The organism is Desulfarculus baarsii DSM 2075, assembly GCF_000143965.1.
In the GTDB taxonomy this organism is placed as follows: domain Bacteria; phylum Desulfobacterota; class Desulfarculia; order Desulfarculales; family Desulfarculaceae; genus Desulfarculus; species Desulfarculus baarsii.
Map to the genome: position 1 here is coordinate 1,441,143 of NC_014365.1, position 22,819 is coordinate 1,463,961.

Consider the following 22,819-nt stretch of genomic DNA (forward strand, 5'->3'; position numbering starts at 1 on the left):
CGCTTGGCGATAAGGTTACGATTCGGTTAAAAATCGGCTTATTATATCATCACAGGCCGAATATGGGTCGGCCTGGCCCTGGCTGATGCGCTCGACCAGATCGTCCAGGCCCCGACCCTGGTCCATGACCTTGGTCAGCCGGGACATGATCTGGGTCTGCACCAGGTCCAGAAGCTCCATGCGCGTCCGCTGGCGGCGACGGCTGGCCAATCGCCGGGGGTCGGCGTTTTGGTGGGCCCAGTGCTCGTCCAGGGCGGCGAGCATCTCTTCCAGGCCGCGGCCATCCACCGCGCAGACGCCCACCACCGGCACGGTCCAACCAAAGCGGTCTTCGCGGCCGCCGGCCAACTCCAGCATGCCTTGCAGCTCGGCGATGGCCCGCCGCGCGCCTTCGCGGTCGATCTTGTTGACCACGAAGACGTCGGCCGTCTCCAGGATGCCGGCCTTGATGGCCTGGATGTCGTCGCCCAGGCCGGGTACGGTGACCACCAGCGTGGTGTCGGCCAGGCCGACCACGTCCACTTCGTCTTGGCCCACGCCCACGGTCTCGACGATGACCACGTCCTTGCCCATGGCGTCCATGATCTTGACCACGCCCTGGGTCGAGGCGGTCAAACCGCCGAAGTGGCCGCGGGTGGCCAGCGAGCGGATGAAAACGCCCTCGTCGGTGGCGTGACGCTGCATGCGCACCCGGTCGCCCAAAATGGCCCCGCCGGAAAAGGGGCTGGTGGGGTCGACGGCCACCACGCCCACGCCCAGGCCCCGCTGGCGAAACTGGGCGATGAGCGCGTCGGTGAGGGTGGACTTGCCCACGCCGGGTGAGCCGGTCACGCCGATGACCCGAGCTCGGCCGGTGTGGCCGTGCAGGAGTTTGAGCGCTTCGAGGGCTTGCGGCTCGCCGTCGTCCAGCAGGCGCATCAAGCGGGCCGCCGGCCTGATCTGGCCGCTCAGGATGGCTTCAGCTAATTGCCTTGGGTCCATGATGGCTTTCCGCCCGAGGTTGAACGCGGCGCGGGCCTGGCCGAAGCCGCCTCGGCCCGGACGCGAGGGTATCCGATTGTATATTTGCCGTCGGCAATGATCAAGGTTTTCCGCTGATCGGCGTTCACGGGGCCACCGCCTGGCCCACTTGGGCCTCGATTGGCCGTACGTGGGGAAAGCCTCGCCTGAGCCCGGCGACAAAGGGGCCGATGTCCACGGCCATGGACATGGGCGGGTGGAAGTCGTCGTGGTGGATGGCCATGACCGCCCTGGGACGCAGGGCCGCCACGTATTCCAGGCCGATCTGGCAGATGCGGCTGTGGCCCTGCAGGGGCATGAGCAGCAGGTCCACGGGCTGGCGGGCCAACTCGGCCAACAGGCCCGGCCCCGCGCCGGCACTGCCAAACAGCACGACGCTTTTGCCCTCGACATCCAGGCGATAGCACAGCGCCTGGCCCTGGGGATAGGCCGCCATCAGTCGGCCCAGGGCCGTGAGCCCAGGCAGGATGCGCGGCAGCGTGCGCAGCACCAGGGCCGCGTCGAAACGCACGTGTCCGCTGTGGTGGCTGAGGACGCTCAATGGGCCGATGCTTTCGCGCCAGCCGTCGTGATCGATCGGGCGCAACAGCGCCGGGTCCAGGCCGTCGCGCATGAGCGTGCGTCCGGCCACGGCGTGGCAAAAGACCGGCGCGCGCCAGCGGTTGGCCAAGCCGGCCACGCCCAGGGCGTGGTCGAAATGGCCGTGGGTCAGGAAAATGGCCGTGGCGCGGTCTTGTTCGACGGGTAGGGGCCGTGGGCCGGGCTTGGCCCGGGGCGCGCGGGCCAGAAAAGGGTCGAACCAAAACACGTCATCGCCGCATTGCAGGCAAACGGCGGCCGCGCCCCACCAGGTAAGTTGCATTTTCCCCCCACGCCGATCAAAGAAAGACGCCGGGCCGCCCGGCGCAAGCGGCCCGGCGCGGCGTTTCAGCCCGTCATTTCATGTAAATGTCTTGGTACGCCTGGCGCAAGTCTTTTTTGCTGATCTTGCCCACGCTGGTTTTGGGGATCTGGTCGACAAAGAGCACCTGATCGGGCAACTGCCACTTGGCGAAGCTCTTGCTGAGGTGGGCGCGCACGTCGTCGGCGCTGACCTGGCCCTTGAACTCGGGCCGCAGGATGACCAGGGCCAGGGGGCGCTCCTCCCACTTGGGGTGCTTGACGCCGACCACGGCGGCCTCCAGCGCCGGCGCGAAGGACATGATGGCGTTTTCCATGTCCACCGAGGAGATCCACTCGCCGCCGGTTTTGATGACGTCCTTGAGCCGGTCGGTGACCTTGAGATAGCCCTCTTGATCGATGGTTCCCACGTCGCCGCTGCGCCAATAGCCGTCGGGGGTGAACTGGGCCTCGGAGCCGGGCGCGTCGTGATAGCGGCCGGTGATCCAGGGCCCGCGCAGGCAGATCTCGCCGGCGCTTTTGCCGTCGAAGGGCAGGGGCTCGCCGTTCATGCCCAGAAGTTTGACGTCCAGGCCGTTGATCACCAAACCCTGCTTGCGGCGCAGATCCCATTTTTCGTCGTCGCTCAGGGCGTCGGCCAGCCATGGTTTGAGGCGGTTGGCCGAGGCCAGGGGCGTGGTCTCCGTCGCGCCGTAGGCGTGCATGATGTCCAGGCCGCAGAGGTCGTGGAAGCCCTTCATCATGGCCAGCGGCGGCTCGGAGGCCCCGCAGAAAAAGCGCGTGCGGCCAAGATCGGGTTTTTGCTCCAGGCCGCGGATGTATTCGAGCATGGGCATCAACAGGGCCGGCGCGCCCGCGCCCATGGTCACGCCTTCGTCGATCATCAGCTTGGCCAAAAGATCCAGCCGCTCCAGGTTGTACATGCCGGGGAAGACGATCTTGGCCCCGACCATCACGGCGTAATAGACGCCGCCCCAGCCCAGGGCGTGAAACATGGGCACCAACTGGAGAAAGCAGTCCTGATCGCTGGCCTGGCTGTTCATGGCCACGGCCATGGTGTGCAGATAGACGCAGCGGTGGGAATAGAACACACCCTTGGGCCGGCCGGTGGTGCCGGTGGTGTAACAGGCGGCCGCCGCCGAGCGCTCGTCCAGGTGGGGCCAATCGTATTCCGGCGCGGCGGCGGCCAGGAGCTCCTCGTAGCCGTGGGCCGGCGCGAGCTTGGTCCGCACGGCCGAAAATTCGCCGTCGCCGATGATGACGTAGCCTTCGACGGTCTCCAGCAGGGGCGCGGCGGCTTCGATGAACGGGGCCAGGGTCTGATCGACGATGATAACCTTGGCCTTGGCGTGGTTGATGACGTAGGCCAGGTCCGGCGTGGCCAGGCGCAGGTTGAGCAGCAAAAGCACCGCGCCCATGCCCGGCAGGGCAAAGTAGCACTCGAAGTGGCGATAGCTGTTCCAATCCATCACGCCCACCCGGTCGCCGGGCTGGACGCCCAGGCTTTTGAGGGCGTTGGCCAGGCGGTTGACGCGCTCGAAAGACTGGGCGTAAGACTGCCTGAGCATGCCCGCCGGCGTTTGACTAGCGATCTCCTGCCGGGCGGAATTGCGTGCGCCATGACGGAAAATATTAATAATATTAAGCTGATAATCATCTTGAGACGTGGCGGCGAACCCCTTGACAAGCTCCATTGCGAAACCCTCCTCCAAACCTGGTTGGCGATCCTGGGCTGGGGCATGGTTGCTTGCGGCCGCCTGCGGTAACAGGCCGCGGATCACGTTGCGTGCCCGGCGAAACTGCGAAAGTGTAACTTATCGGCGGGGCGCGAAACAAGGTTCAGCTTAAATGAATGGCTATTGATCGCGCAGCTTGGCCACGGCCGTTTTAAGGTCTTCCATCTGGCCCAGAAGCGGCGTGGCCAGTTGAGCGGCCAGGGCCATGTCGCCTTGTCGGGCGGCGCGCTCCAGGGCCAGGGCGGCTTGATGCACGCCGTGGGCGGCGATGTTGCCGGCCTCGCCCTTGAGGGTGTGGGCGGCGATGGCCAGGGCCGGGGCGTCGCCAGCGGCCAGGGCCCGCTTGATGGCGGTGGCGCGTTCGTCCAGGTCTTCGAGAAAGATCGCCGCCAGTTGGCGCACCAGGGCCTCGTCGCCGGAGACGCGGGCCAGGAGCTCCTCGCGGTCGAGCACCTGGTCGGCCGGCGGCGGGGCGCTTTGGGCCGGCGGCGGTGGTTGCCGCCCGGCCAGGCCCTCCACGGCGGCCAGAAATTCGTCGGGCTGGATGGGCTTGGCCACGTAGGTGTCCATGCCCGCCTCCAGGCAGGCCTGGCGATCGCTTTCCATGGCGTGGGCGGTCATGGCCATGATCGGCGTGCGACCCAGGGCGCGTTCGTTTTCGATGGCCCGGATGGCGCGGGTGGCCGCCAGGCCGTCCATCTCGGGCATCTGCACGTCCATGATGATCAGGTCGAACTCGGTGGCCTCGAAGGCCGCCACGGCCTTTACGCCGTTGTCGGCCAGGCTGACCAGATGGCCGCGTTTGACCAGGATGGCTTCGGCCAGCTTCTGGTTGAGGGCGTTGTCCTCGGCCAGCAGGACGCGCAATGATTTGCGCGGCGGTTCGGGGTCATCGGGCCGTGGCGCGGCGGCCGGCGCTTCCTCGCCGTTGATCAGGGCCAGCAGGGCCTTGCGCAGCTCGGCCCGGGCCACGGGCTTGGCCACGACCTGGCAACGCGGCGGCGTCAACGCCGGCGCCGCGCCGTCGGGCCGACCGGGCGCGCTGAGCAGCGCCACCGGCAGATCGGCGGCGTGGGGCAGCCGGCGCAGCGAACGCAGCAGAGCCATGCCGCCCATGCCGGGCAGGGCGATGTCGATGAGCGCCGCGTCGAAGCGGCCGCCGGCGGCGTGGGTGCGCGAGATCAACTCCATGGCCGTCGATCCGCCGTCGGCCGTAAGCACCAGCGCGCCTTGGGCGTGGAGGGATTCGACCAGCGCCTGGCGGGCGTCCTTGTTGGCCACGACGACCATCAGCGAAAGGCCATCCAGGCCGCTGGGCTCTGGTTGGTCTTGGGAGGAGTGTCCGGCGGCGATGGTGAAGTGAAAGGCGCTGCCCCGGCCAGGCGTGCTCTCCACCCAGATGCGCCCGCCCATCAGCTCGCACAGCTCCTTGGAGATGGCCGCGCCCAGGCCCGTGCCGCCAAAACGCCGCGTGGACGAGCTGTCGGCCTGGGTGAAGCGGTCAAAGACGCGGCCGATGTTTTCCGGCTCGATGCCAACGCCCGTATCGACGACCGAAAAGCGCATCTCCAGCTTGTTATCGGCCATGGCCTCCAGCCGGGCCTCCACCAGCACCTGGCCGTGATCGGTGAACTTGATGGCGTTGCCCACCAGGTTAACCAGAATTTGCCGCAGGCGCAGAGGATCGCCGCGCAGCCGTCCGGGCGCGCCGGGGGCCATGCGCCCGATCAGTTCCAGGCCCTTGCCGTGGGCCCGCACGGCAAGGTCGCGCAGGGTGGCCTCCAGCAGGTCGGCCAGGTCGAACTCCACGTTTTCCAGGGCCAGTTGGCGGGCCTCGATCTTGGATAGATCGAGGATATCGCCCAAAAGCTGCATCAGCGATTCGGCGGCGCTTTTGACCGTGCCCAGAAATTCGGTCTGTTCGCGGGTAAGGCTGGTCATCAGGGTCAGGTTGGTCATGCCGATGATGGCGTTCATGGGCGTGCGGATTTCGTGGCTCATGTTGGCCAGAAAATCGCTTTTGGCCCGGCTGGCGGCCTCGGCTTCCTCCTTGGCCCGTTGCAGTTGGCGGGTCAAATGGCGGCGCTCGGTGACGTCGTGGGCCGAGCCGCGATAGATGATTCCGCCGGAGCGGTCACGGCCCATGGATGTGTAATACTCCACGTGGCGCGCCTGGCCATCCTGGGAGGTGAGGACGAACAGGCCCTCGTGCTGGCCGGTTTCACGCAGTTGGCGCAGATAGATATCGTGGAAATTTTGCCGCAGGCGCTCGGCGGTGAACTCGGCGATGCTGTGGCCGATGATGCGCTGGCGTGGTCGGCCCACGGCGGCGGCCAGGGCCTTGTTGGCCGAGATCAACACGCCGTCTTCGTCGTGGGAATAGACGAAATCCTCGATGCTGTCGAACAGGTCGCGATAGCGGCTTTCCGATTCGGCCAGATCGTCCTGGGCCTTGCGCCGCTGGGTGACGTCGCGGCTGGAGCCCAGCAAACCCACCGGCCGGCCGTCCGGGCCGCGCAGGAAGCGGGCGCTGACCTCCACGACGATGATTTGGCCGTCTTTTCGCGTATGCTCCAACTCCAGGGCGTGCGAGGGGCTCGAACCGGGCTGGCTGGCCTCGCGGGCCAATTCGTCACGCAGCAACTGTTGGATTTTGATCAGCGAACGGGCGCTGATCAGATCGGTCACCGACAGCTTCAGGACTTCCTCGGGCGTGTAGCCCAACAGGTCGTGCACGGCGGGGCTGATGTAATCGATGCGCAGGCCCAGGTCGGCCGTCCAGATGGTGTCGGATGAATTGTCGGCCAGCAGGCGATATTTGCGTTCGCTGTCGCGGAGGGCGGTCATGGCCTCCTGGCGCTGGATGGCCAGGGCGTAGAGATCGGCGATGCGCGTGACGGCCTTGAGGTCGTCGTCGTGGTAGGGCCGGCCGGCGTTGGCCAGGGCGATCTGGCCCACCAGGTGATCGTCGATGATGGCCGGCGCGCTCAAAAAACGGGTGAGGGGCAGGTGCCCTGGCGGCAGGCCTTGGGCCGCGGGGTGGTCCGCGGGGCGCTCGGTGAAAAAGGCCTCTTTGGTGTTGAGGCAGTGGCCCCACAGGCCGGGGTAGGAGCCGTCGGGCCGGGGGCTGAAGGCCACGCGCCCGCTTCGTGAGCTGGCCTGGCACTGGTCGCCCATGACCTCGGAGATGGTGTGGTTGACCAGCTCTCTGGTTCGCGGGTCGATGCTGCCCACGTAGCCGAGCTTGCTTTGCGTCAGTTCGCGGGCGTTGTCGAGGATGACCTTGGTGATCCGCTCGAAGGTCACCTCGCTGTGCAGGAGCACGTCGGCGATGCGGGCCAGGGCCTGGTCGACCCTGGATTGCCACTCCAGGCCGCGCTGGGCCCGCTTCAGGGCCGAAACGTCGGTGATGGCCAGGATCACCCCGCGGGGGGCCCCCAGGCGGTCGAGCATGGGCCGGGGCGAAAACAGGGCCTGGACCAGGCGGCCCTGGGGCGTGGTGAAGGAAAGCTCGAAGGGCTCGCCTTGACCCGAGCGGCAGCGGGCCAGGTTTTGCCGCAAGACGCCGGCGGTCGCGGGCTCGAATAGCTCAAAGGCGCTTTTTTGCGTCAATTCCTGCTGGCCGCGCCCCAGAATTTGGCGCAGGCGGGCGTTGCCGAAGCTGGTGAAGCCGAATTCATCCAGGGCCCAGATGCCGTCGGCCACGCCCTCGACGACATAACGAAAACGGCGTTCGCTTTCGCGCAGGCGGCTTTCGGCCTGGGCCTGGTGCAGGCCCATCTCCAGGGCCACGCGCAGTTCGCCGTCGCTGAAGGGCCGCAGCAGATAGCCGAACGGCCCGGCGTGTTTGGCCCGTTCCAAGAGTCCTCGGTCGTCGGGCCAGGCCATGAACACCACTGGCAGCGCATGGGCCTCGCGCAGCAGCCTGGCCGTCTCCACGCCGTCGAGCGGTCCTGGCAGGGCCGCGTCGACCAGGGCCAGATCGACGTCGAACTGGCCCAGCAACCCCAGGGCCATCTGGCCGCTGGTGGCCAGGCAGCAGCCCTGATAGCCCAAGGCTTCCAGCCGCCGGGCCAGAAGGCTGGGGTCGTGGGCCTGATCCTCGACGATCATCACTTTGGTTTGGGGCATGGCGCGTGGCCTTGTCTAACGACTGAATGGAAATTGCCCGAATGCGGTCAGTATAATCAATGTGTTGACTTGCTTCCAGCAATTTTCGTCGGCGCGGCGGGCGAGGGAAGGGGCCCCCTGGCGGGGGCCCCGGCGTGGCTCAGCGTTGTTTGAGCAGGTTGCGGGCGATGACCAGGCGCATGATCTCGTTGGTGCCCTCGTAGATCTGGGTGATTTTGGCGTCGCGCATGTGGCGCTCCATGGCGTATTCCTTGCAATAGCCATAGCCGCCCAGCACCTGCACGCCCTCGATGGCCGCGGCCATGGCCGCGTCGGAGGCGTACATCTTGCCCATGGCCGCCTGCATCTCGAAGTTGGCGTGCTGGTCTTCCAGCCAGGCCGCGCGCAGCAGCAGCAGTTCGGCCGCGTCCAGGTGGGTGGCGATGTCGGCCAGCTTCCACTGGATGGCCTGCATGGCCGCGATGGGCTTGCCAAACTGCTCGCGCTCCTTGGCGTAGGCCACGGCCTCCTCGAGCACGGCCCGACCGATGCCCAGCGCCTGGGAGCCGATGCCGATGCGCCCGGAGTTGAGGGTCATCAGCATCTGCTTGAGGCCGCCGCCCAACTGGCCCAGCAGGTTCTCCTTGGGGATGCGCGCGTCCTCGAAGACCAACTCGGAGGTGCCCGAGGCGCAGATGCCCATCTTTTCCTCGATGAAGCCCACCGAGAAGCCCTTGGTGTTTTCCAGATCGACCACGAAGGAGCTGATGCCCTTGGCCCCGGCCGCCTTGTCGGTGATGGCCGCCACCACGGCGTAGGAGGCCACGTTGCCGTTGGTGATGAATTTCTTTTCGCCGTTTAGCACCCACTCGTTGCCGTCGAGCACGGCGGTGGTGCGCATGGCCGCCGGGTCGGAGCCGGCGCCGGCCTCGGTCAGGCCGTAGCAGCCCAGCTTTTTGCCGCTGGCCACGGGGGTCAGGAAGGCCTTTTTCTGCTCGTCGGTGCCAAAGCTGTTGAGCGGGAAGCCATAGAGCGAGTTGCACACGCTCATGATCACGCCCACCGAGGCGTCGCCGCGGCTGATTTCGCTCAGGGCCAGCACGTAGCTGACATAGTCCATGCCCGCGCCGCCGTACTCCTCGGGGATGGCGATGCCCATGAAGCCAAGCTCGCCCAGGGCCTCGACGAACTCGGCGGGATGCTCGTGGGTTTTGTCGTAGTGGGCGGCCTTGGGCTTGAGTTCGTCGTCGGCGAAACGGGCCGCGGTCTCCTTGACCATGAGCTGTTCTTCGGTCAGTGCGAAATTCATTGTCCGTCCTCTGCTTGGCTGGCGCGGTTTTGCTCCGCGCGAAGGGGGTCGCTTACTTGTCCAGGCCGCCCTTGAAGTCGGCTTTGCGTTTTTCGAGGAAGGCGCTCATGCCCTCGCGCTGGTCGGGGCTGGTGAAGCAGGTGCAGAACACCTCGGCCTCCAGGTCCAGGGCCCGCTGCAAGGGCAAGTCAAAGCCCTGCTCGACCAACTGCTTGGCCGCCCGCAGGCTGACCATGCCCTTGCCGCACATCAAAAGCGCCGTTTTCTTGGCCGCCTCCAGCACCTCGCCTTCGGGGAAGACGCGGGTGACCAGGCCGATGGCCGCCGCCTCCTGGGCGCCGATCATCTCGCCGGTCATGCACAGCAACTTGGCCCAGCCCTTGCCCACCAGGCGCGGCAGGCGCTGGGTGCCGCCAAAGCCGGGCACGATGCCCAGGTTGATCTCGGGCTGGCCGAACTTGGCGCCCTCGCTGGCGTAGATGAAGTCGCAGCACATGGCCAGCTCGCAACCGCCGCCCAGGCAGAAGCCGTTGACCGCCGCGATCACCGGTTTGGGGCAGTTTTCGATCTTTTCGCCCAGCTTGTGGCCTTTTTTGGCGAAGCCGCGCGCCTGGAGCGGGGTGTAGGTCTGCATGGCGCTGATGTCGGCCCCGGCCACGAAGGCCCGGCCCGCGCCGGTGATGACCGCCGCCCGAATGTTTTCGTCGGTGGAGATTTTATCGAAGGCGTCGGTCAGTTCGTCCATGACCTGGGGGCTCAGGGCGTTGAGGGCCTTGGGCCGGTTGACGGTGACGACGGCCAGAGGGCCTTCCGTCTCGAAAATGATCACCTCGTAAGCCATTGCCTTTTGTCTCCTCATCGTCTTGCGGCAAAGGGGCCCGCCCTGGCGCGGCCGGGACGGAGCCTGGATTGTTCTCTCGCGCGGCCGGGGCCTCACCCGCCCCGCCGCCCTCGCCTTGCCCGACCACCAAAGTGGTCTGGCCAGAGCCTGGCCCCAAACTACCCGAATATCGGGGCCGTGGCAATCGTTTGTGACAAATAAAACGAGCGGTGGCTCAGTCGGCCCGGCCAAGGGACCGAGCCGAGGGGCGGCGGATCGTCGCCGACCGCCCCGGCCGGTCGCTTGACTTTTGGGGCTTGCGTTTAGCGTTCGAGGATCATGGCCGCGCCCTGGCCGCCGCCGATGCACAGGGTGGCCAGGCCCAACTTGGCGTCGCGCCGGAGCATTTCGTAAATCAGGCTCACCAGGATGCGCGCGCCGGAAGCGCCGATGGGGTGGCCCAGGGCGATGGCCCCGCCGTTGACGTTGACGATGTCGGTGTTGAACTTAAGCTCGCCGATGACGGCCAGGGCCTGGGCGGCGAAGGCCTCGTTGGCCTCGATCAGATCCAGGTCCTCGACGGTCAGGCCGGCCTTGGTCAGGGCCGATTTGCTGGCCTCGATGGGCCCCAGGCCCATCACCGACGGGTCCACGCCGCCCCAGCCGTAGCTCTTGATCTTGGCCAGGATCGGCAGGCCCAGGGCGTTGGCTTTTTCGCGGCTGGTGACCACCACCGCCGCCGCGCCGTCGTTGATGCCGCTGGCGTTGCCGGCGGTGACCGTGCCGTCTTTTTTAAAGGCCGGCTTGAGCTTGGCCAGGTCGTCGATGGTGGTGTCGAAGCGGGGGAACTCGTCGGTGTCGAGGGCCTTGGGCTCGCCTTTACGCTGGGGAGCCATGACCGGGACGATCTCGTCCTTGAAGCGGCCGGCGGTGATGGCCGCCTGGGCCCGGTTTTGGCTGGCGCAGGCCAGTTGATCCTGGGCCTGGCGAGTCAAGCCATATTTTTCAGCGACGTTTTCGGCGGTGATGCCCATGTGATAGCCGTTGAAAATGTCCCACAGGCCGTCGTTGATCATGCTGTCGATCAGCGAGCCGTTGCCCATGCGATAGCCAAAGCGGCCCTTGGGCATCAGGTAGGGGGCCTGGCTCATGTTTTCGGTTCCGCCGGCCACGACGATCTCGGCGTCGTCGCACATCACGGCCTGGGCCGCCAGCATCACGCTTTTCAGGCCCGAGGCGCAGACCTTGTTGACGGTGAAGGCGTTTTTGTCCACCGGCACGCCAGCGCCGATCTGCACCTGGCGGGCCACGTTCTGACCCAGGCCCGCGCCCAGCACGTTGCCAAAAATCAGCTCGTCGACCATGGCCACGCCCACGCCGGCCCGGGCCAGGGCCTCCTTGGCCGCCGTCACGCCCAATTGCACGGCCGAGATGTCGCTGTACATGCCGCCAAACCGGCCCACGGCCGTCCGCGCCGCTCCCGCGATGACTACTTCCTTCATGCTGTGATCCTTTCGCAAGTCGCCCGGCCGCGGCCGGGAAGATCGCCTAGATGTTTTCCACCAGCAACGAAACCGCCTCGCCGCCGCCCAGGCACAGGCTGGCCATGCCCGTGGCGGCGTCTTGGTCTTTCATGGCGTAGATCAACGTCGTCAGCACCCTGGCTCCCGAGGCCCCGATGGGGTGGCCGATGGAGATGCCGCCGCCGTAGATATTGATGCGGGCCGGGTCCAGGCCCAGGGTGCGCTGCACGGCCAGCGACGAGCTGGCAAAGGCCTCGTTGAGTTCGTGCAGGTCGATGTCCTTGGGGTCGATGCCGGCCTTGGCGCAGGCCTTGGGGATGGAGAGCATCGGCGCGACCAGGACGTATTTGGGGTCGATGCCGGCGGCGGCCTGGGCCCCGACCCGCACCAGCGGCCGCGCGCCCAGGGCGGCGGCTTTTTCGGCGCTCATCAGCACCACCGCCGCCGCGCCGTCGTTTAGCGTGCTGGCGTTGCCGGCGGTGACCGTGCCGCCGTCTTTCTTGAAGGCCGGGCGCAGGGCGGCCAAGGCCTCGGGGCTGGAGAGTTTGAGGCCCTCGTCGTGCTCGACGACGGTGGGGCCCTTGCGGCCGGCCACGCTCACCGGCGCGATCTGGGCCTTGAAGCGGCCCTGGGCGTCGGCCTCGAAGGACTTGGCGTAGGATTCGACCGCGAACTGGTCTTGATCCTGTCGGCTGACGCCGTATTTTTCGGCGCAGAGCTCGGCGCTCATGCCCATGTGAAAGTCGTTGAGGTGATCCCACAGGCCGTCGTGGACCATGGAGTCGACGAGTTTGCCGTTGCCCATGCGCATGCCGCCCCTGGCCTGGGGCACGAGATATGGCGCGTTGGTCATCGACTCCATGCCGCCGGCCACGATGACCTCGGCGTCGCCGCAGGCGATGGCCTGGGCCGCCAGCATCACGGCCTTGAGCCCCGAGCCGCAGACCTTGTTGACGGTGATGCAGCCCACCTCCACCGGCAGCCCCGCCCGCAGGCAGGCCTGGCGGGCCGGATTCTGGCCCAGACCGGCCGGCAGCACGCAGCCCATGATCACCTCGTCGACCTGGTCCTTGGCCAGACCCGCGCGGGCGATGGCCTCATTGAGGACCACCACGCCCAGGTCCAGCGCCGAAAGGGAGGCGAAGGCCCCCCGGAACGCGCCCACCGGCGTGCGGCAGGCGCTGGTGATGACTACTTCGCGCAACGGAAAACGTCCTTTCCCCGGGCCCCCCGGCCCGGTCCATGCGAAACCAACGGCCCGGCCTATTGCCGGGGCGAAAAGAACGGCGTGGCGATGACCTTGCGCACCTCGGCCAGGGCGATGCGGCCGCCTTCCAGGCCGTCGGCCTCCAGACTCAACCGGCCGTCCTTGAGGGTCAGCAGCCTGGGGTCGACGCTCAGGCGCTGGGCTTGGCCGTCACGCTCGACGACCAAGACCACCCGCCGGCCTTCGTTGATGGCCGGCTCCAACTCGCGCAACACCTCGGGCGGGCAGCCGAAGCCGTCGGCCACCACCACCTCGTCCACCGCATCCTGGAACAGCTCGCGGGGGCCGGCCGGCAGTTGCTCCACCAGCCGGCGCAGGCCGGCCAGCGCGCCCATGGCCAGGCCAAAGTCCGAAAGCCCGGTCAACTCGCGCACGGCCAGGATCAGGGCGAACAGGTCGGCCAGCGACAGGCCGCTGACGTTGAAGGTCAACTCCTTGTCCAGCAGGAAACCCTGCTTGCCCCTGGCGTAATGAAAACCAAAGCCCATGCGGGCCAAGGTGTCGCGGTCTTTGTAAAATTGACGCCTGGAGACGGAAAACCGCCGGCACATTTCGTCGGGGCTGCGGCGCGGGTTGGCCTTGATGTCGCAGATTATGCCCATGAGCCGTGCCAAACGGCGGCTGTTCATGGCCTCTCCAATATGAATGAATCGCTTTCTAATTAGCTTATCGCCGTTGGCAAGTCAAGAAATGGCTCGGCTCGCGGCGTGATCTGGTCGGACCAGAGGCCCGGCAAGGGGCCACGGCGGTGGCCTTTGGCCGAAAGTTTAGGACTTATAGGCAGTTTGCCGCGGTTGCCAGCGTTGACAGGCGTCAAAATTGTGGGTTATAAAAAGCAACCAGTCGGCGCGGGAGAGGCCGGGTCGAGCCGTGCGCGCGCCGGTCGGCTGGTCGGCCCCGATGGCTCAACCATTGGAAGGATCTGGCGAAAATCCGTGACCGCCTACCAAGAACGCAGCTATCGCATCTCCTGCCGGGCGGGCGGGCTGGCGGCCTTCACGGCGCGGGTCAAGGAGACCGACCTGTGGATCATGGCCGAACGCGACCTCCGCGCCCAGGCCGTGGAGATCATCATGGCCCTGCGCCTGGGCCTGGAGGCCTATATCCGGGCCCGGCCCGAGTTTGTCGATGCGCTGACGCCGCTGGCCGACGACGACTTGGCCCCGCCCTTGGTCCGGCGCATGCTGACGGCCGGCCGGGCGGCCGGCGTGGGGCCCATGGCCGCCGTGGCCGGGGCCATGGCCCAGGCCACGGCCACGGCGCTGCAAGAGCACAGCCAGGCCGTGGCCGTGGAAAACGGCGGCGATGTCTACCTTGACGCCGGGCGGGATCTGACCATTGGCCTGTTCGCCGGCGCTTCGCCGCTTTCCGGGCGGCTGGGCCTGCGCGTGGCCGCCACGGCCCAACCCCTGGCCGTGAGCACCAGCTCGGGCACGGTGGGGCACTCGCTTTCGTTGGGCCGGGCCGACGCGGCCACGATCATCGCCGCCGACGCCGCCTTGGCCGACGCCGCGGCCACGGCCCTGGGCAACCGCGTCCGCGCGGCCGCCGATCTGCGCCCGGCCCTGGAGTGGGCCGCCGGCGTCCACGGCGTGCTGGGCGCGCTGGCCATCATCGGCGGCGACATCGCCGCTTGGGGCCAAGTGGAGCTGGTGGAACTGTGAGCCTGCCATGAAACGCATCGGCGTCATCTCCGACACCCACATGCGAGGCTACGACCCGGCCTTCGCCGCGCTCTTGGCCCGCGTTTTCGCGGGGGTGGACATGATCCTCCACGCCGGCGACATCACCAGCCTGGCCGTTCTGGACGCCCTCGACGCGCCCCAGGTGCTGGCCGTGGCCGGCAACATGGACCAGGGCCCCACTAGCGCCAACTTGCCCAGCCGGCGCATAATCACGGTGGAGGGCCTGCGCATCGGCCTGACCCACGGCTGGGGCCCGCGAGAGGGCCTGGCCCGGCGCGTGGCCGAGTCTTTCGCCGCCGATGACGTGCGCTGCGTGGTCTTCGGCCATTCGCACCAGCCAGCCAACTGCGTCGTCGGCGGAGTGCTGCTGTTCAACCCCGGCTCGGCCATGGCCGGCCAGGCCGGGGGCACGGTGGGCGTTTTGGAGGTTGACCGCCAGATCACTGGCAGTATCATCAACTTGTAGGAGCACGACCGCATGGAAGTTTTGTGGGCGCCGTGGCGCATGAGCTACATCCTGGGTAACGACAAGGCCGACGGCTGCATCTTCTGCCTGGCCACCGACGGCGTGGGCGCCGACAACCTGGTTTTGGGCGTGGGCCGCTCGACCCTGGCGATGATGAACAAATACCCATACAACAACGGCCACCTGCTCATCGCGCCCAAGCGTCACGTGGCCGCCATCGACGAACTGACCGAGGAAGAATCAGCCGACCTGATGGCCAACCTGGCCCTGGCCAAAAAGGCCCTGCAAACGCTGATGAACCCCGAGGGCTACAACGTGGGCCTCAATCTGGGCCGGGTGGCCGGCGCCGGCATCGAGGAGCACCTGCATTTTCACATCGTGCCGCGCTGGGGCGGCGACACCAATTTCATGACGGTGCTGGGCGATGTGCGCTCGGTGCCCGAGCACATCGAGGCCACATGCGAGAAGCTGCGGCCGTTCTTCAAAAATATCAGGTAGATTGCCATGATGAACTATGTCAAGGTGATTTTGGTCTCGGCGGCGGTGGCCCTGGCGGTGATCTTCATGATCCAAAACATCGAGCCGCTGAGCGCGCCGTTGTCGATCCGCCTCAACTTGTTTTTCTTCAATTTCGAATCGACGCCGTATCCGACGTATCTTGTTATCATGTTGGCGTTTTTCATCGGCTTGCTGGGGGCCAGCCTGGTGGGGATCGTCGAGCGCATGCGCCTGCGCCGCGAGATAAAGCTCAAGCAGAAGGAGATCGACCGGCAGAGCGCCGAGGTCAACAGCCTGCGCAACCTGCCCCTGACCGACGAAAAGCTGACCCAGAACGGCCCCGAGCATGGGGCGCCGGCCCCGGCCGAGCCCCAACCGCCGGCCGAGCCGGAACACAAGGTGGAATAGCGTATGGACCAGACCTTGATGGTCGTGGCAGGCCAGGCGATCAGCCTGGGCATGGCCGCCGCCGCCGTGGCGGCGGTGCTCATCGGCTTGGCCTTGGGCTGGCTGCTGGGCCGGGGCCGTAAGCCCTTGGCCCCGGTGGCCGCCGGCAAGGGGCTCAAGGCCTCGCGGGCGGCCTCGGACGACGCCTTTCTGCGCGGCCTCAGCCACATGATGGCCGACCACACCGACCAGGCCATCGAGGAGTTCACCAAGGCCGTCAACCTGAACACCGACACGGTGGAGACCTACGTCGTCCTGGGTAATTTGTTCAGGCAAAAAGGCCAGATAGAACGCGCCGTGCGCATCCGCCAGACGATCATCGCCCGGGCCAACCTGGACCCGGCCGTGCAGCTCCAGGCCCGCTTTGACCTGGGCCTGGATTATCGTAAGGGCGGCCTGTTCAACCGGGCGGTGGAGGCCTTTCAGGAAGTGCTTTCCCGCGACCCCGGCCACCAGGACGCCCTGCGCCAACTGGTGGGCCTCTACGAGGAAATGCGCGATTGGGCCTCGGCCTACGAGACCATGCGCCGGCTTTCCAAGCTCACCGGCGAGGACAACCGCCTGGTCCTGGCCCATCACAAAACCGAACTGGGCAAGGATCTCCAGGCCGCCGGCAAGCTCGACGCCGCCGAGCAGGCCATGAGCCAAGCCATCAGCGTGCATAAAAAGTGCCTCGACGCCTATCTGCACCTGGGTGATCTGGAACTGGCCCGCGGTCGCAATCGCAAGGCCATCAACCTCTGGCGCAAGGCCGTGCAGATGGCCCCGGTTTACGCCCATCTGGTGATCAGCCGCCTGGACATGGCCGAGGAGACCCTGGGCCGCAAGGTGGTGGCCGACTTCCTCGCCGGCGTTGATCTGGATCAGGCCGAGCCGGCCACCCTGCTGGCCCTGGCCAAAAGCCGCCAGCGCCACGGCGAGCACAAGCAGGCCCTGCAATTGTTGGAGGCGGCCATCGTCAAGGAGCCCGGCTGCCTGGAGGCCCATCAACTGCGTGGCGACATCCTGCTGGCCGCCGGCGACAACGACGCCTGCCTGAAGGCCTACGTGGAGCTGTTGGCCCAGGTCCAAGGCTACGGGGCCCAATATCAATGCGGCCAATGCGGCTTCGTCTCGCACCAGTTGGCCTGGAAATGTCCGCGCTGCCACGGTTGGGACACCATGACGCCGCGCCACTCCTGAGGGCTCGACCGGTGGCGATTCCGGCGTTTTAAAGAATAAATGGACGCACCAGCAAACATCGGCGAAAACGCGACGAACAACCCTTCGGCGGCCATTGTCCGCGACACGCCCATGCTCCGGCAATACCTGGAGATGAAGGAACAAGCGCCCGACTGCGTCTTGTTCTTCCGCATGGGCGATTTTTACGAGGTGTTTTTCGAAGACGCCGTGCTATGCAGCAAACTGCTGTCGATCCAACTCACCTCCCGCGACAAGAATCACCCCGACCCCATCCCCATGGCCGGCGTGCCCCATCGGGCGGTGGAGTCCTACATCGCCCAGATGATCGAGCACGGCTACAAGGTGGCCGTCTGCGACCAGATCGAAGACCCGCGCGCGGCCAAGGGCCTGGTCAAGCGGGCCATCACCCGCATTGAAACGCCGGCCATGTTCACCAGCCCCGACTATCTGCCGGCCAAGGACAACCGCTATCTGGCCGCCCTGTGCCTGGTCGGCGGCGTGGCCGGCCTGGCCCACCTGGACCTGGCCAGCGGTGAGTTCCGCGCGGCCTCGGTGGAGCCCGGCCCGCCGCTGATCGACGAACTGGCCCGCCTGGAGCCGGCCGAATTGGTGCTGGCCGAAAGCCAACAGGATCATCCGGCCCTGGCCGGCTTGGCCCAGGCCGGCGTCGAGGCCGCACGATCCAATTTCGCCGGCCGGCCGCCCACGCCGGCCCAGGCCAGGCAGATCCTGGGCGAGCGCTTTCCCGGCGGCGCGGAGGCGGCCGACAACCCGGCCCTGGCCGCGGCGGCCATGGCCTGGCAGACGCTGGTGGCCACGCGGCGTTGCCAGCCCGAGCACATCGAGCCCTTGGGGCTCTACGAAGTCGGCGGGCACATGGTGCTCGACGCCACCGCCCGGCGCAACCTGGAGCTTTATAAATCCATCGCTGGCGGCGGACGCAAGGGTTCGCTGTTGCAGGCCGTCGACCGCACGCTTTCGCCCATGGGCGGCCGGCTGCTCAAACAGTGGCTGGGCTTTCCGCTGCTGGAGTTGGAGCGCGTGGAGGCGCGGCATCAGGCCGTTGACGAACTGACGCGGGATTTGGCCGCCCGCGACGGCCTGCGCCAGGCCCTGGAGGCCATGCCAGACGTGCCGCGCCTGGTGGGCCGGGCCAGCCTGGGCCAGGCCGGCCCCAGGGAGTTGGCCGGGCTGCGCCAGGCCTTGCGGGCCCTGCCCGAAGTGCGCCGGCGGTTGGCCGGCTTCGCCGCGCCGCTGCTGCGCCGGGCGGCCGAGAGCCTGGAGGGCCTGGAACCCCTGGCCGTCGAGCTCGAGCGCGCCCTGGCCGAAAGCCCGTCCCAGGCCCTCGGCGACGGCGGGGTGATCGCCGAGGGCTTCGACCAGGAACTGGACCAACTACGCCAACTGGGCGGCCAGGGCAAGGACTGGATCGCCGCCTTGCAGGCCAGCCTGCGGGCCGAGACGGGCATCGGCTCGCTCAAGATCGGCTTCAACCGGGTCTTTGGCTACTACATCGAGGTGACCACGGCCCACCAGGCCAAGGTGCCCGAGCACTTCATCCGCAAGCAGACCCTGGCCACGGCCGAGCGCTACTTCACGCCCGAGCTGAAGGAAAAAGAAGCCGCCGTGCTGGGGGCCGAGGAAAAGGCCCTGGAGCTGGAGCGGCGTTTGTTCGATGAACTGCGCGCCCTGGTGGCCGCCTGGAGCGGCCGTCTGATGGATTGCGGCCGGGCCCTGGCCATGGTCGACGTGCTCGCGGCCTGGGCCGATTTGGCCGTCAGCCAAGATTATGCCCGCCCGCTGATGAGCCAAAACGGGGCGCTATGCATCGAGCAGGGCCGCCACCCGGTGGTCGAGCAGATGCTGGCGGCGGGCGAGTTCGTGCCCAACGACGTGCTGCTTGACGATGGCGCGCAACAGGTCATAATCATCACCGGGCCCAACATGGCCGGCAAATCGACGATCCTGCGCCAGGTGGCCCTGATCTGCCTGCTGGCCCAGGCCGGCTCGTTCGTGCCGGCGGCCCGGGCCGAACTGCCGCTGGTCGACCGCGTCTTCACCAGGGTGGGGGCCATGGACGACCTGGCCCGGGGGCGCTCCACCTTCATGGTCGAGATGACCGAGACGGCCCAGATCCTCAAAAACGCCACGCCCCGTTCGTTGGTGGTGCTAGACGAAGTGGGCCGGGGCACCAGCACCTTCGACGGCCTTTCGCTGGCCTGGGCCGTGGCCGAGGCCCTGCACGATCTGCAAGGCCGGGGGGTCAAGACGCTTTTCGCCACGCACTACCACGAGTTGACCGAACTGGCCGACAAGCTGCCCCGCGTGCGCAACTACAACGTGGCCGTGCGCGAACACCGGGGCGAGGTGGTTTTTCTGCGCCGCCTGGCCCCCGGCGGAGTCAGTCGGTCCTATGGCCTGCAGGTGGCCCGCCTGGCCGGCCTGCCCGAGGACGTCCTGCGCCGGGCCAGGGAGGTGCTGGCGCGGCTGGAGGGCGAGCAGGTGCGGGCGACCGCTCCGCCGGCCAAGGCCCAGGGCGCGGCCCAACTGCCGTTGTTCGTCGCCGCCGAGCATCCGGCGCTCACGCGCTTGCGCGGGCTGGACCCGGAGCGCATGACGCCCCTCGAGGCCCTGGCCGCCCTTGACGAACTGAGGAGATTGGTTGACTAACCGTCGTCACACATACGGCCTCGGGGTTTGCCTGACGGCGTTGGCCTTGTTGGCCCTGCTGGGCGCCGCGTCGATCGCCGCGGCCGATGAATCGGCGGCCTACAAGCGGGCCAAGGCCGATTATTTCTGGCTGATGAAGCACGACGACGCCAAGGGCGTCTATCACAACTGGGTCAGCCTGGCCGAGCGCTTCAGCCGCATCTACACCGCCGACCCCTCCGGCCCGCTGGCGCCTGGCTGCCTGCTGTGGACCGGCCGCATTTTCGCCGGGGCCTACGAGCAGTTCAAACAGAAAAAAGACCTGGACAAGGCCAGCGACGCCCTCAGGCGGCTGATCAACCATTTTCCCGACTCCAACCTGGCCGACGACGCCCAATTGATGATCGCCGAACTGCACATCAAGCACGGCGACGTCAAGACGGCCTATCTGGAACTGCTGAGGGTGGTGGTCAATTACCCCAACAGCGACATGGCCCCCGAGGCCAAGAAACGCCTGGACGAGTTGGAGCGCACCCTGGCCCCGCGCTATCTGGCCGGCGAGGAGCCAGCGCCCAAGGGCGTGGCCAGGCCGACCCAGGAGCCGACGCCGCCCGCCGGGCCGGACCTGTCGCTGGCCCAGGTGGTCGAACTGCGCCATTGGAGCACGCCCAGCTACACCCGCGTGGTGCTCAACCTCGACCGCTCGGCGCCCTACACGGCCAAGGTGCACAAGGCCGGGCGCGCGGCCGACGGTTCGCGCCAACTGCGCATGGACCTCAGCGGCGTGCGCCTGTCGGGCGGGATCAAGGTCGGCGCGCCCCAGGCGGGCGGGTTGTTGGAGGAGGTGCGCGCCCGTCAACTGGACGCCGAAACGGTGCGCGTGTCTTTGGATGTCAAGGAACTGGGCTCGTACAAGGTCTTCACCCTGGACAACCCCTTCCGGGTGGTCATCGATTGTTTCGCCGACAAAGGGCCGTCGTCGGTGGCCAAGTCCAGCGCCAAACCCAGCGTCAAGGGCAAAAAGCGCGTGCCCCGGGGCAAGGCCCGGCAGGAGCCTTCGGATCTGAGCCTGGTCAAGGCCCTGGGCCTGGGCGTGCGCACGGTGGTCATCGACCCCGGCCACGGCGGCAAGGATCCGGGCTGCGTGGCCGGCGGCCTGCGCGAAAAAGACATCACCCTGGACTTGGCCAAGCGGGTGGCCAAACGCCTGCGCGATCAACTGGGCTGCCGGGTTCTCCTCACCCGTGACCGCGACCGCACCCTTTCGCTGGAGGAGCGCACGGCCATCGCCAACACCAACGACGCCGACCTGTTCGTCTCCATCCACGTCAACGCCGCGCCCAGCCAAAAGCTCAGCGGCCTGGAGACTTATTTCCTCAACCTGGCCTCGGACGAGCAGTCGATGATGGTCGCCGCCCGCGAAAACGCCACCACCACCCGCACCATCGGCGATTTGCAGGTAATCCTCAACGACCTGATGCTAAACTCCAAGATCAACGAGTCCAACCGCATGGCCCGCGAGCTGCACGCCGGCCTGGTGCGACGCATCCGGGCCAAGCGCGGCGAGGTGCGTGACCTGGGGGTCAAGCAGGCCCCGTTCTATGTGCTCATCGGCGCGCAGATGCCCTCGGTGCTGGTGGAGGTGGGCTTCATCACCAACCCCACCGAGCGCAAACTGCTGGCCACCTCGGCCTATCGCCAGCATCTGGCCGACGGCGTGGCCGACGGCGTGGTCGCCTATGCCCGCGGGCTCAAATCCGGCAACTGATCCGGTTGTATTCGCGGAGTTTTGGCGAAAGGCGCTTTTTTTTGCCGCTGAATTGAGCTATCTATCGACAGTGCGTTCAATGGTGGCCTGGGGCCGTTTTTTGGTTGGCTGGATGGAGGAGTCGAAACATGTTCAAACGCGGTGTGTTGTTATTGCTGACGTTGGCCGGTTGCCTGGGCCTTTTGCTGGCCGCCGGCTGCAGCCAGGAGCCCGAGACCATCAAGATCGGCTTCAACGTGGAACTGACCGGCGATATCCCCAAGGTCGGCGAGTCGGCCAAGTTCACGGCCGAGATGATCCGCGAGGAGATAAACGCCCAGGGCGGCCTGGAGGTCGGCGGCAAGAAGTACCCGCTGGAGTTCATCTATCTCGATAACGAATCCAAGCCCGAGTCGGCGGTCAACGCCACCCTCAAGCTCGTCGAGCAGGACGGCGTGATGGCCATGATCGGCCCCAATTCGTCCAAGTGCGCCGTGCCCGCCGGCGGCGTCTGCAACGAGCGCCAGACGCCGATGATCTCGCCGTGGTCCACCAATGTCGACACCACCAAGGGCCGACCGTGGGTCTTCCGCGCGGCGTTTCTGGATTCCTTCCAGGCCCCGGTGGCCGCCAACTTCGCGGCCAAGCAATTCAACGCCAAGACCACCGCCGTGCTTTTTGACATCTCCAACGATTTTTCCAAGGCCATGGCCGACACCTTCAAGCAGGTGTGGGAGGCCAAGATGGGCCCCGGCACGGTGCTGGCCTTCGAGTCCCACGGGGCCAAGGAGCAGGACTTCTCGGCCCAGTTGACCAAGATCATCGCCGCCAAGCCCGACTTCTTTTTCCTGCCCGACCTCTACAACCACGTGGCCCTGGTCGTCAAGCAGGCCCGCCACCTGGGCTACGCCGGTCCCTTCATGGGCCCCGACTCCTGGGCCTCGGCCGAGTTGATGGCCCTGTGCGGCAAGGACTGCGTGGGCCAGTTCTTCTCCACCCACTACGCCGCCGCCGGCGCCCAGGGCGCCACCAAGGACTTCATCGACCGTTACAAGGCCAAATACGGCTACGTGCCCGACGACGTGGCCGCCCTCAACTGGGACGCCACGCACATCATGCTTCAGGCCATCCAGAACGTGGGCAAGATCGACCCCGACTTGAGCGCCCAACGCAAGGCCGTGCGCGACGCCCTGGCCAACATCAAGCAGTTCGACGGCATCACCGGCAAGATGCGCTTCGACGCCGAGGGCGACCCCATCAAGTGCGCGGTGGTGGTGCGCATCGCCGAGGACGGCCAGTTCATCTTCACCGAGTCGGTCTGCCCGGAATAGGCCCCCTCGTATTTGCGCCGACGCCACGTTTTTTTTAAACAGCGGCGTCAAAGGGCGTGGCGTTATGTGTAAAATGTCAACGGCGGCGCGGGGCGGCGGCTCCGCGCCGCCGATTGAGTGAGGGCAATT

At 66.9% G+C, this 22,819-nt stretch carries 17 protein-coding genes; 8 read left to right on the plus strand and 9 right to left on the minus strand.

Annotated features, from left to right (window positions below):
• Positions 1 to 15 precede the first annotated feature (15 nt).
• The 9 genes from meaB to DEBA_RS06460 all read right to left on the minus strand — a co-directional run bounded on the left by meaB (position 16) and on the right by DEBA_RS06460 (position 13,314).
• Positions 16 to 981, minus strand: a complete 966-nt coding sequence (gene meaB, locus DEBA_RS06420; RefSeq protein ID WP_013258108.1) for a methylmalonyl Co-A mutase-associated GTPase MeaB — start codon at positions 979 to 981, stop codon at positions 16 to 18.
• A 124-nt stretch (positions 982 to 1,105) separates the two neighbouring features.
• A complete protein-coding gene (locus DEBA_RS06425) occupies positions 1,106 to 1,882 on the minus strand; it encodes an MBL fold metallo-hydrolase (protein ID WP_013258109.1) in 777 nt (258 codons plus the stop codon).
• 73 nt (positions 1,883 to 1,955) lie between these two features.
• A complete protein-coding gene (locus tag DEBA_RS06430; RefSeq protein ID WP_013258110.1) occupies positions 1,956 to 3,614 on the minus strand; it encodes a long-chain-fatty-acid--CoA ligase in 1,659 nt (552 codons plus the stop codon).
• A 162-nt stretch (positions 3,615 to 3,776) separates the two neighbouring features.
• Positions 3,777 to 7,787 (minus strand): PAS domain S-box protein, encoded by a 4,011-nt coding sequence (locus DEBA_RS16905; protein ID WP_013258111.1) that lies wholly within the window; start codon positions 7,785 to 7,787, stop codon positions 3,777 to 3,779.
• Positions 7,788 to 7,926: 139 nt separating this feature from the next.
• Positions 7,927 to 9,075 carry an acyl-CoA dehydrogenase family protein gene (locus DEBA_RS06440; protein ID WP_013258112.1) on the minus strand — a complete coding sequence of 383 codons (1,149 nt, stop codon included), beginning with the start codon at positions 9,073 to 9,075 and terminating at the stop codon, positions 7,927 to 7,929.
• A gap of 52 nt (positions 9,076 to 9,127) precedes the next feature.
• Complete coding sequence (locus tag DEBA_RS06445) at positions 9,128 to 9,916, minus strand: enoyl-CoA hydratase/isomerase family protein (RefSeq protein ID WP_013258113.1); 789 nt, start codon at positions 9,914 to 9,916, stop codon at positions 9,128 to 9,130.
• A 302-nt stretch (positions 9,917 to 10,218) separates the two neighbouring features.
• Positions 10,219 to 11,397 carry an acetyl-CoA C-acetyltransferase gene (locus DEBA_RS06450; protein WP_013258114.1) on the minus strand — a complete coding sequence of 393 codons (1,179 nt, stop codon included), beginning with the start codon at positions 11,395 to 11,397 and terminating at the stop codon, positions 10,219 to 10,221.
• A 46-nt stretch (positions 11,398 to 11,443) separates the two neighbouring features.
• Positions 11,444 to 12,622 carry a thiolase family protein gene (locus DEBA_RS06455; protein WP_013258115.1) on the minus strand — a complete coding sequence of 393 codons (1,179 nt, stop codon included), beginning with the start codon at positions 12,620 to 12,622 and terminating at the stop codon, positions 11,444 to 11,446.
• Positions 12,623 to 12,681: 59 nt separating this feature from the next.
• Complete coding sequence (locus DEBA_RS06460; RefSeq protein WP_013258116.1) at positions 12,682 to 13,314, minus strand: helix-turn-helix transcriptional regulator; 633 nt, start codon at positions 13,312 to 13,314, stop codon at positions 12,682 to 12,684.
• A 306-nt stretch (positions 13,315 to 13,620) separates the two neighbouring features.
• Between DEBA_RS06460 and DEBA_RS06465 the strand changes: the two genes are divergently transcribed.
• From DEBA_RS06465 to DEBA_RS06500, 8 genes are all read left to right on the plus strand, one after another.
• Positions 13,621 to 14,349, plus strand: coding sequence for a UPF0280 family protein (locus DEBA_RS06465; protein ID WP_013258117.1), 729 nt, complete (start codon positions 13,621 to 13,623; stop codon positions 14,347 to 14,349).
• A gap of 7 nt (positions 14,350 to 14,356) precedes the next feature.
• The gene (locus DEBA_RS06470; protein ID WP_013258118.1) at positions 14,357 to 14,836 is read left to right on the plus strand and encodes a metallophosphoesterase family protein; all 480 of its coding nucleotides are present in this window, start codon (positions 14,357 to 14,359) and stop codon (positions 14,834 to 14,836) included.
• Positions 14,837 to 14,848: 12 nt separating this feature from the next.
• Positions 14,849 to 15,334 carry an HIT family protein gene (locus DEBA_RS06475; RefSeq protein ID WP_013258119.1) on the plus strand — a complete coding sequence of 162 codons (486 nt, stop codon included), beginning with the start codon at positions 14,849 to 14,851 and terminating at the stop codon, positions 15,332 to 15,334.
• A gap of 6 nt (positions 15,335 to 15,340) precedes the next feature.
• Positions 15,341 to 15,742 carry a LapA family protein gene (locus DEBA_RS06480; protein WP_013258120.1) on the plus strand — a complete coding sequence of 134 codons (402 nt, stop codon included), beginning with the start codon at positions 15,341 to 15,343 and terminating at the stop codon, positions 15,740 to 15,742.
• 3 nt (positions 15,743 to 15,745) lie between these two features.
• Positions 15,746 to 16,963: a tetratricopeptide repeat protein gene (locus DEBA_RS06485; RefSeq protein WP_013258121.1), complete on the plus strand. Its 1,218-nt coding sequence runs from the start codon at positions 15,746 to 15,748 to the stop codon at positions 16,961 to 16,963.
• Between the two features lie 39 nt (positions 16,964 to 17,002).
• Entirely contained in the window at positions 17,003 to 19,633 is a 2,631-nt protein-coding gene (gene mutS, locus DEBA_RS06490) for a DNA mismatch repair protein MutS (RefSeq protein ID WP_083778910.1), read from the plus strand.
• A complete protein-coding gene (locus tag DEBA_RS06495; protein ID WP_013258123.1) occupies positions 19,626 to 21,380 on the plus strand; it encodes an N-acetylmuramoyl-L-alanine amidase in 1,755 nt (584 codons plus the stop codon). The genes mutS and DEBA_RS06495 overlap by 8 nt, the downstream gene beginning before the upstream one ends.
• Before the next feature lie 128 nt (positions 21,381 to 21,508).
• Positions 21,509 to 22,690 carry an ABC transporter substrate-binding protein gene (locus DEBA_RS06500; RefSeq protein ID WP_013258124.1) on the plus strand — a complete coding sequence of 394 codons (1,182 nt, stop codon included), beginning with the start codon at positions 21,509 to 21,511 and terminating at the stop codon, positions 22,688 to 22,690.
• Positions 22,691 to 22,819: the final 129 nt, after the last annotated feature.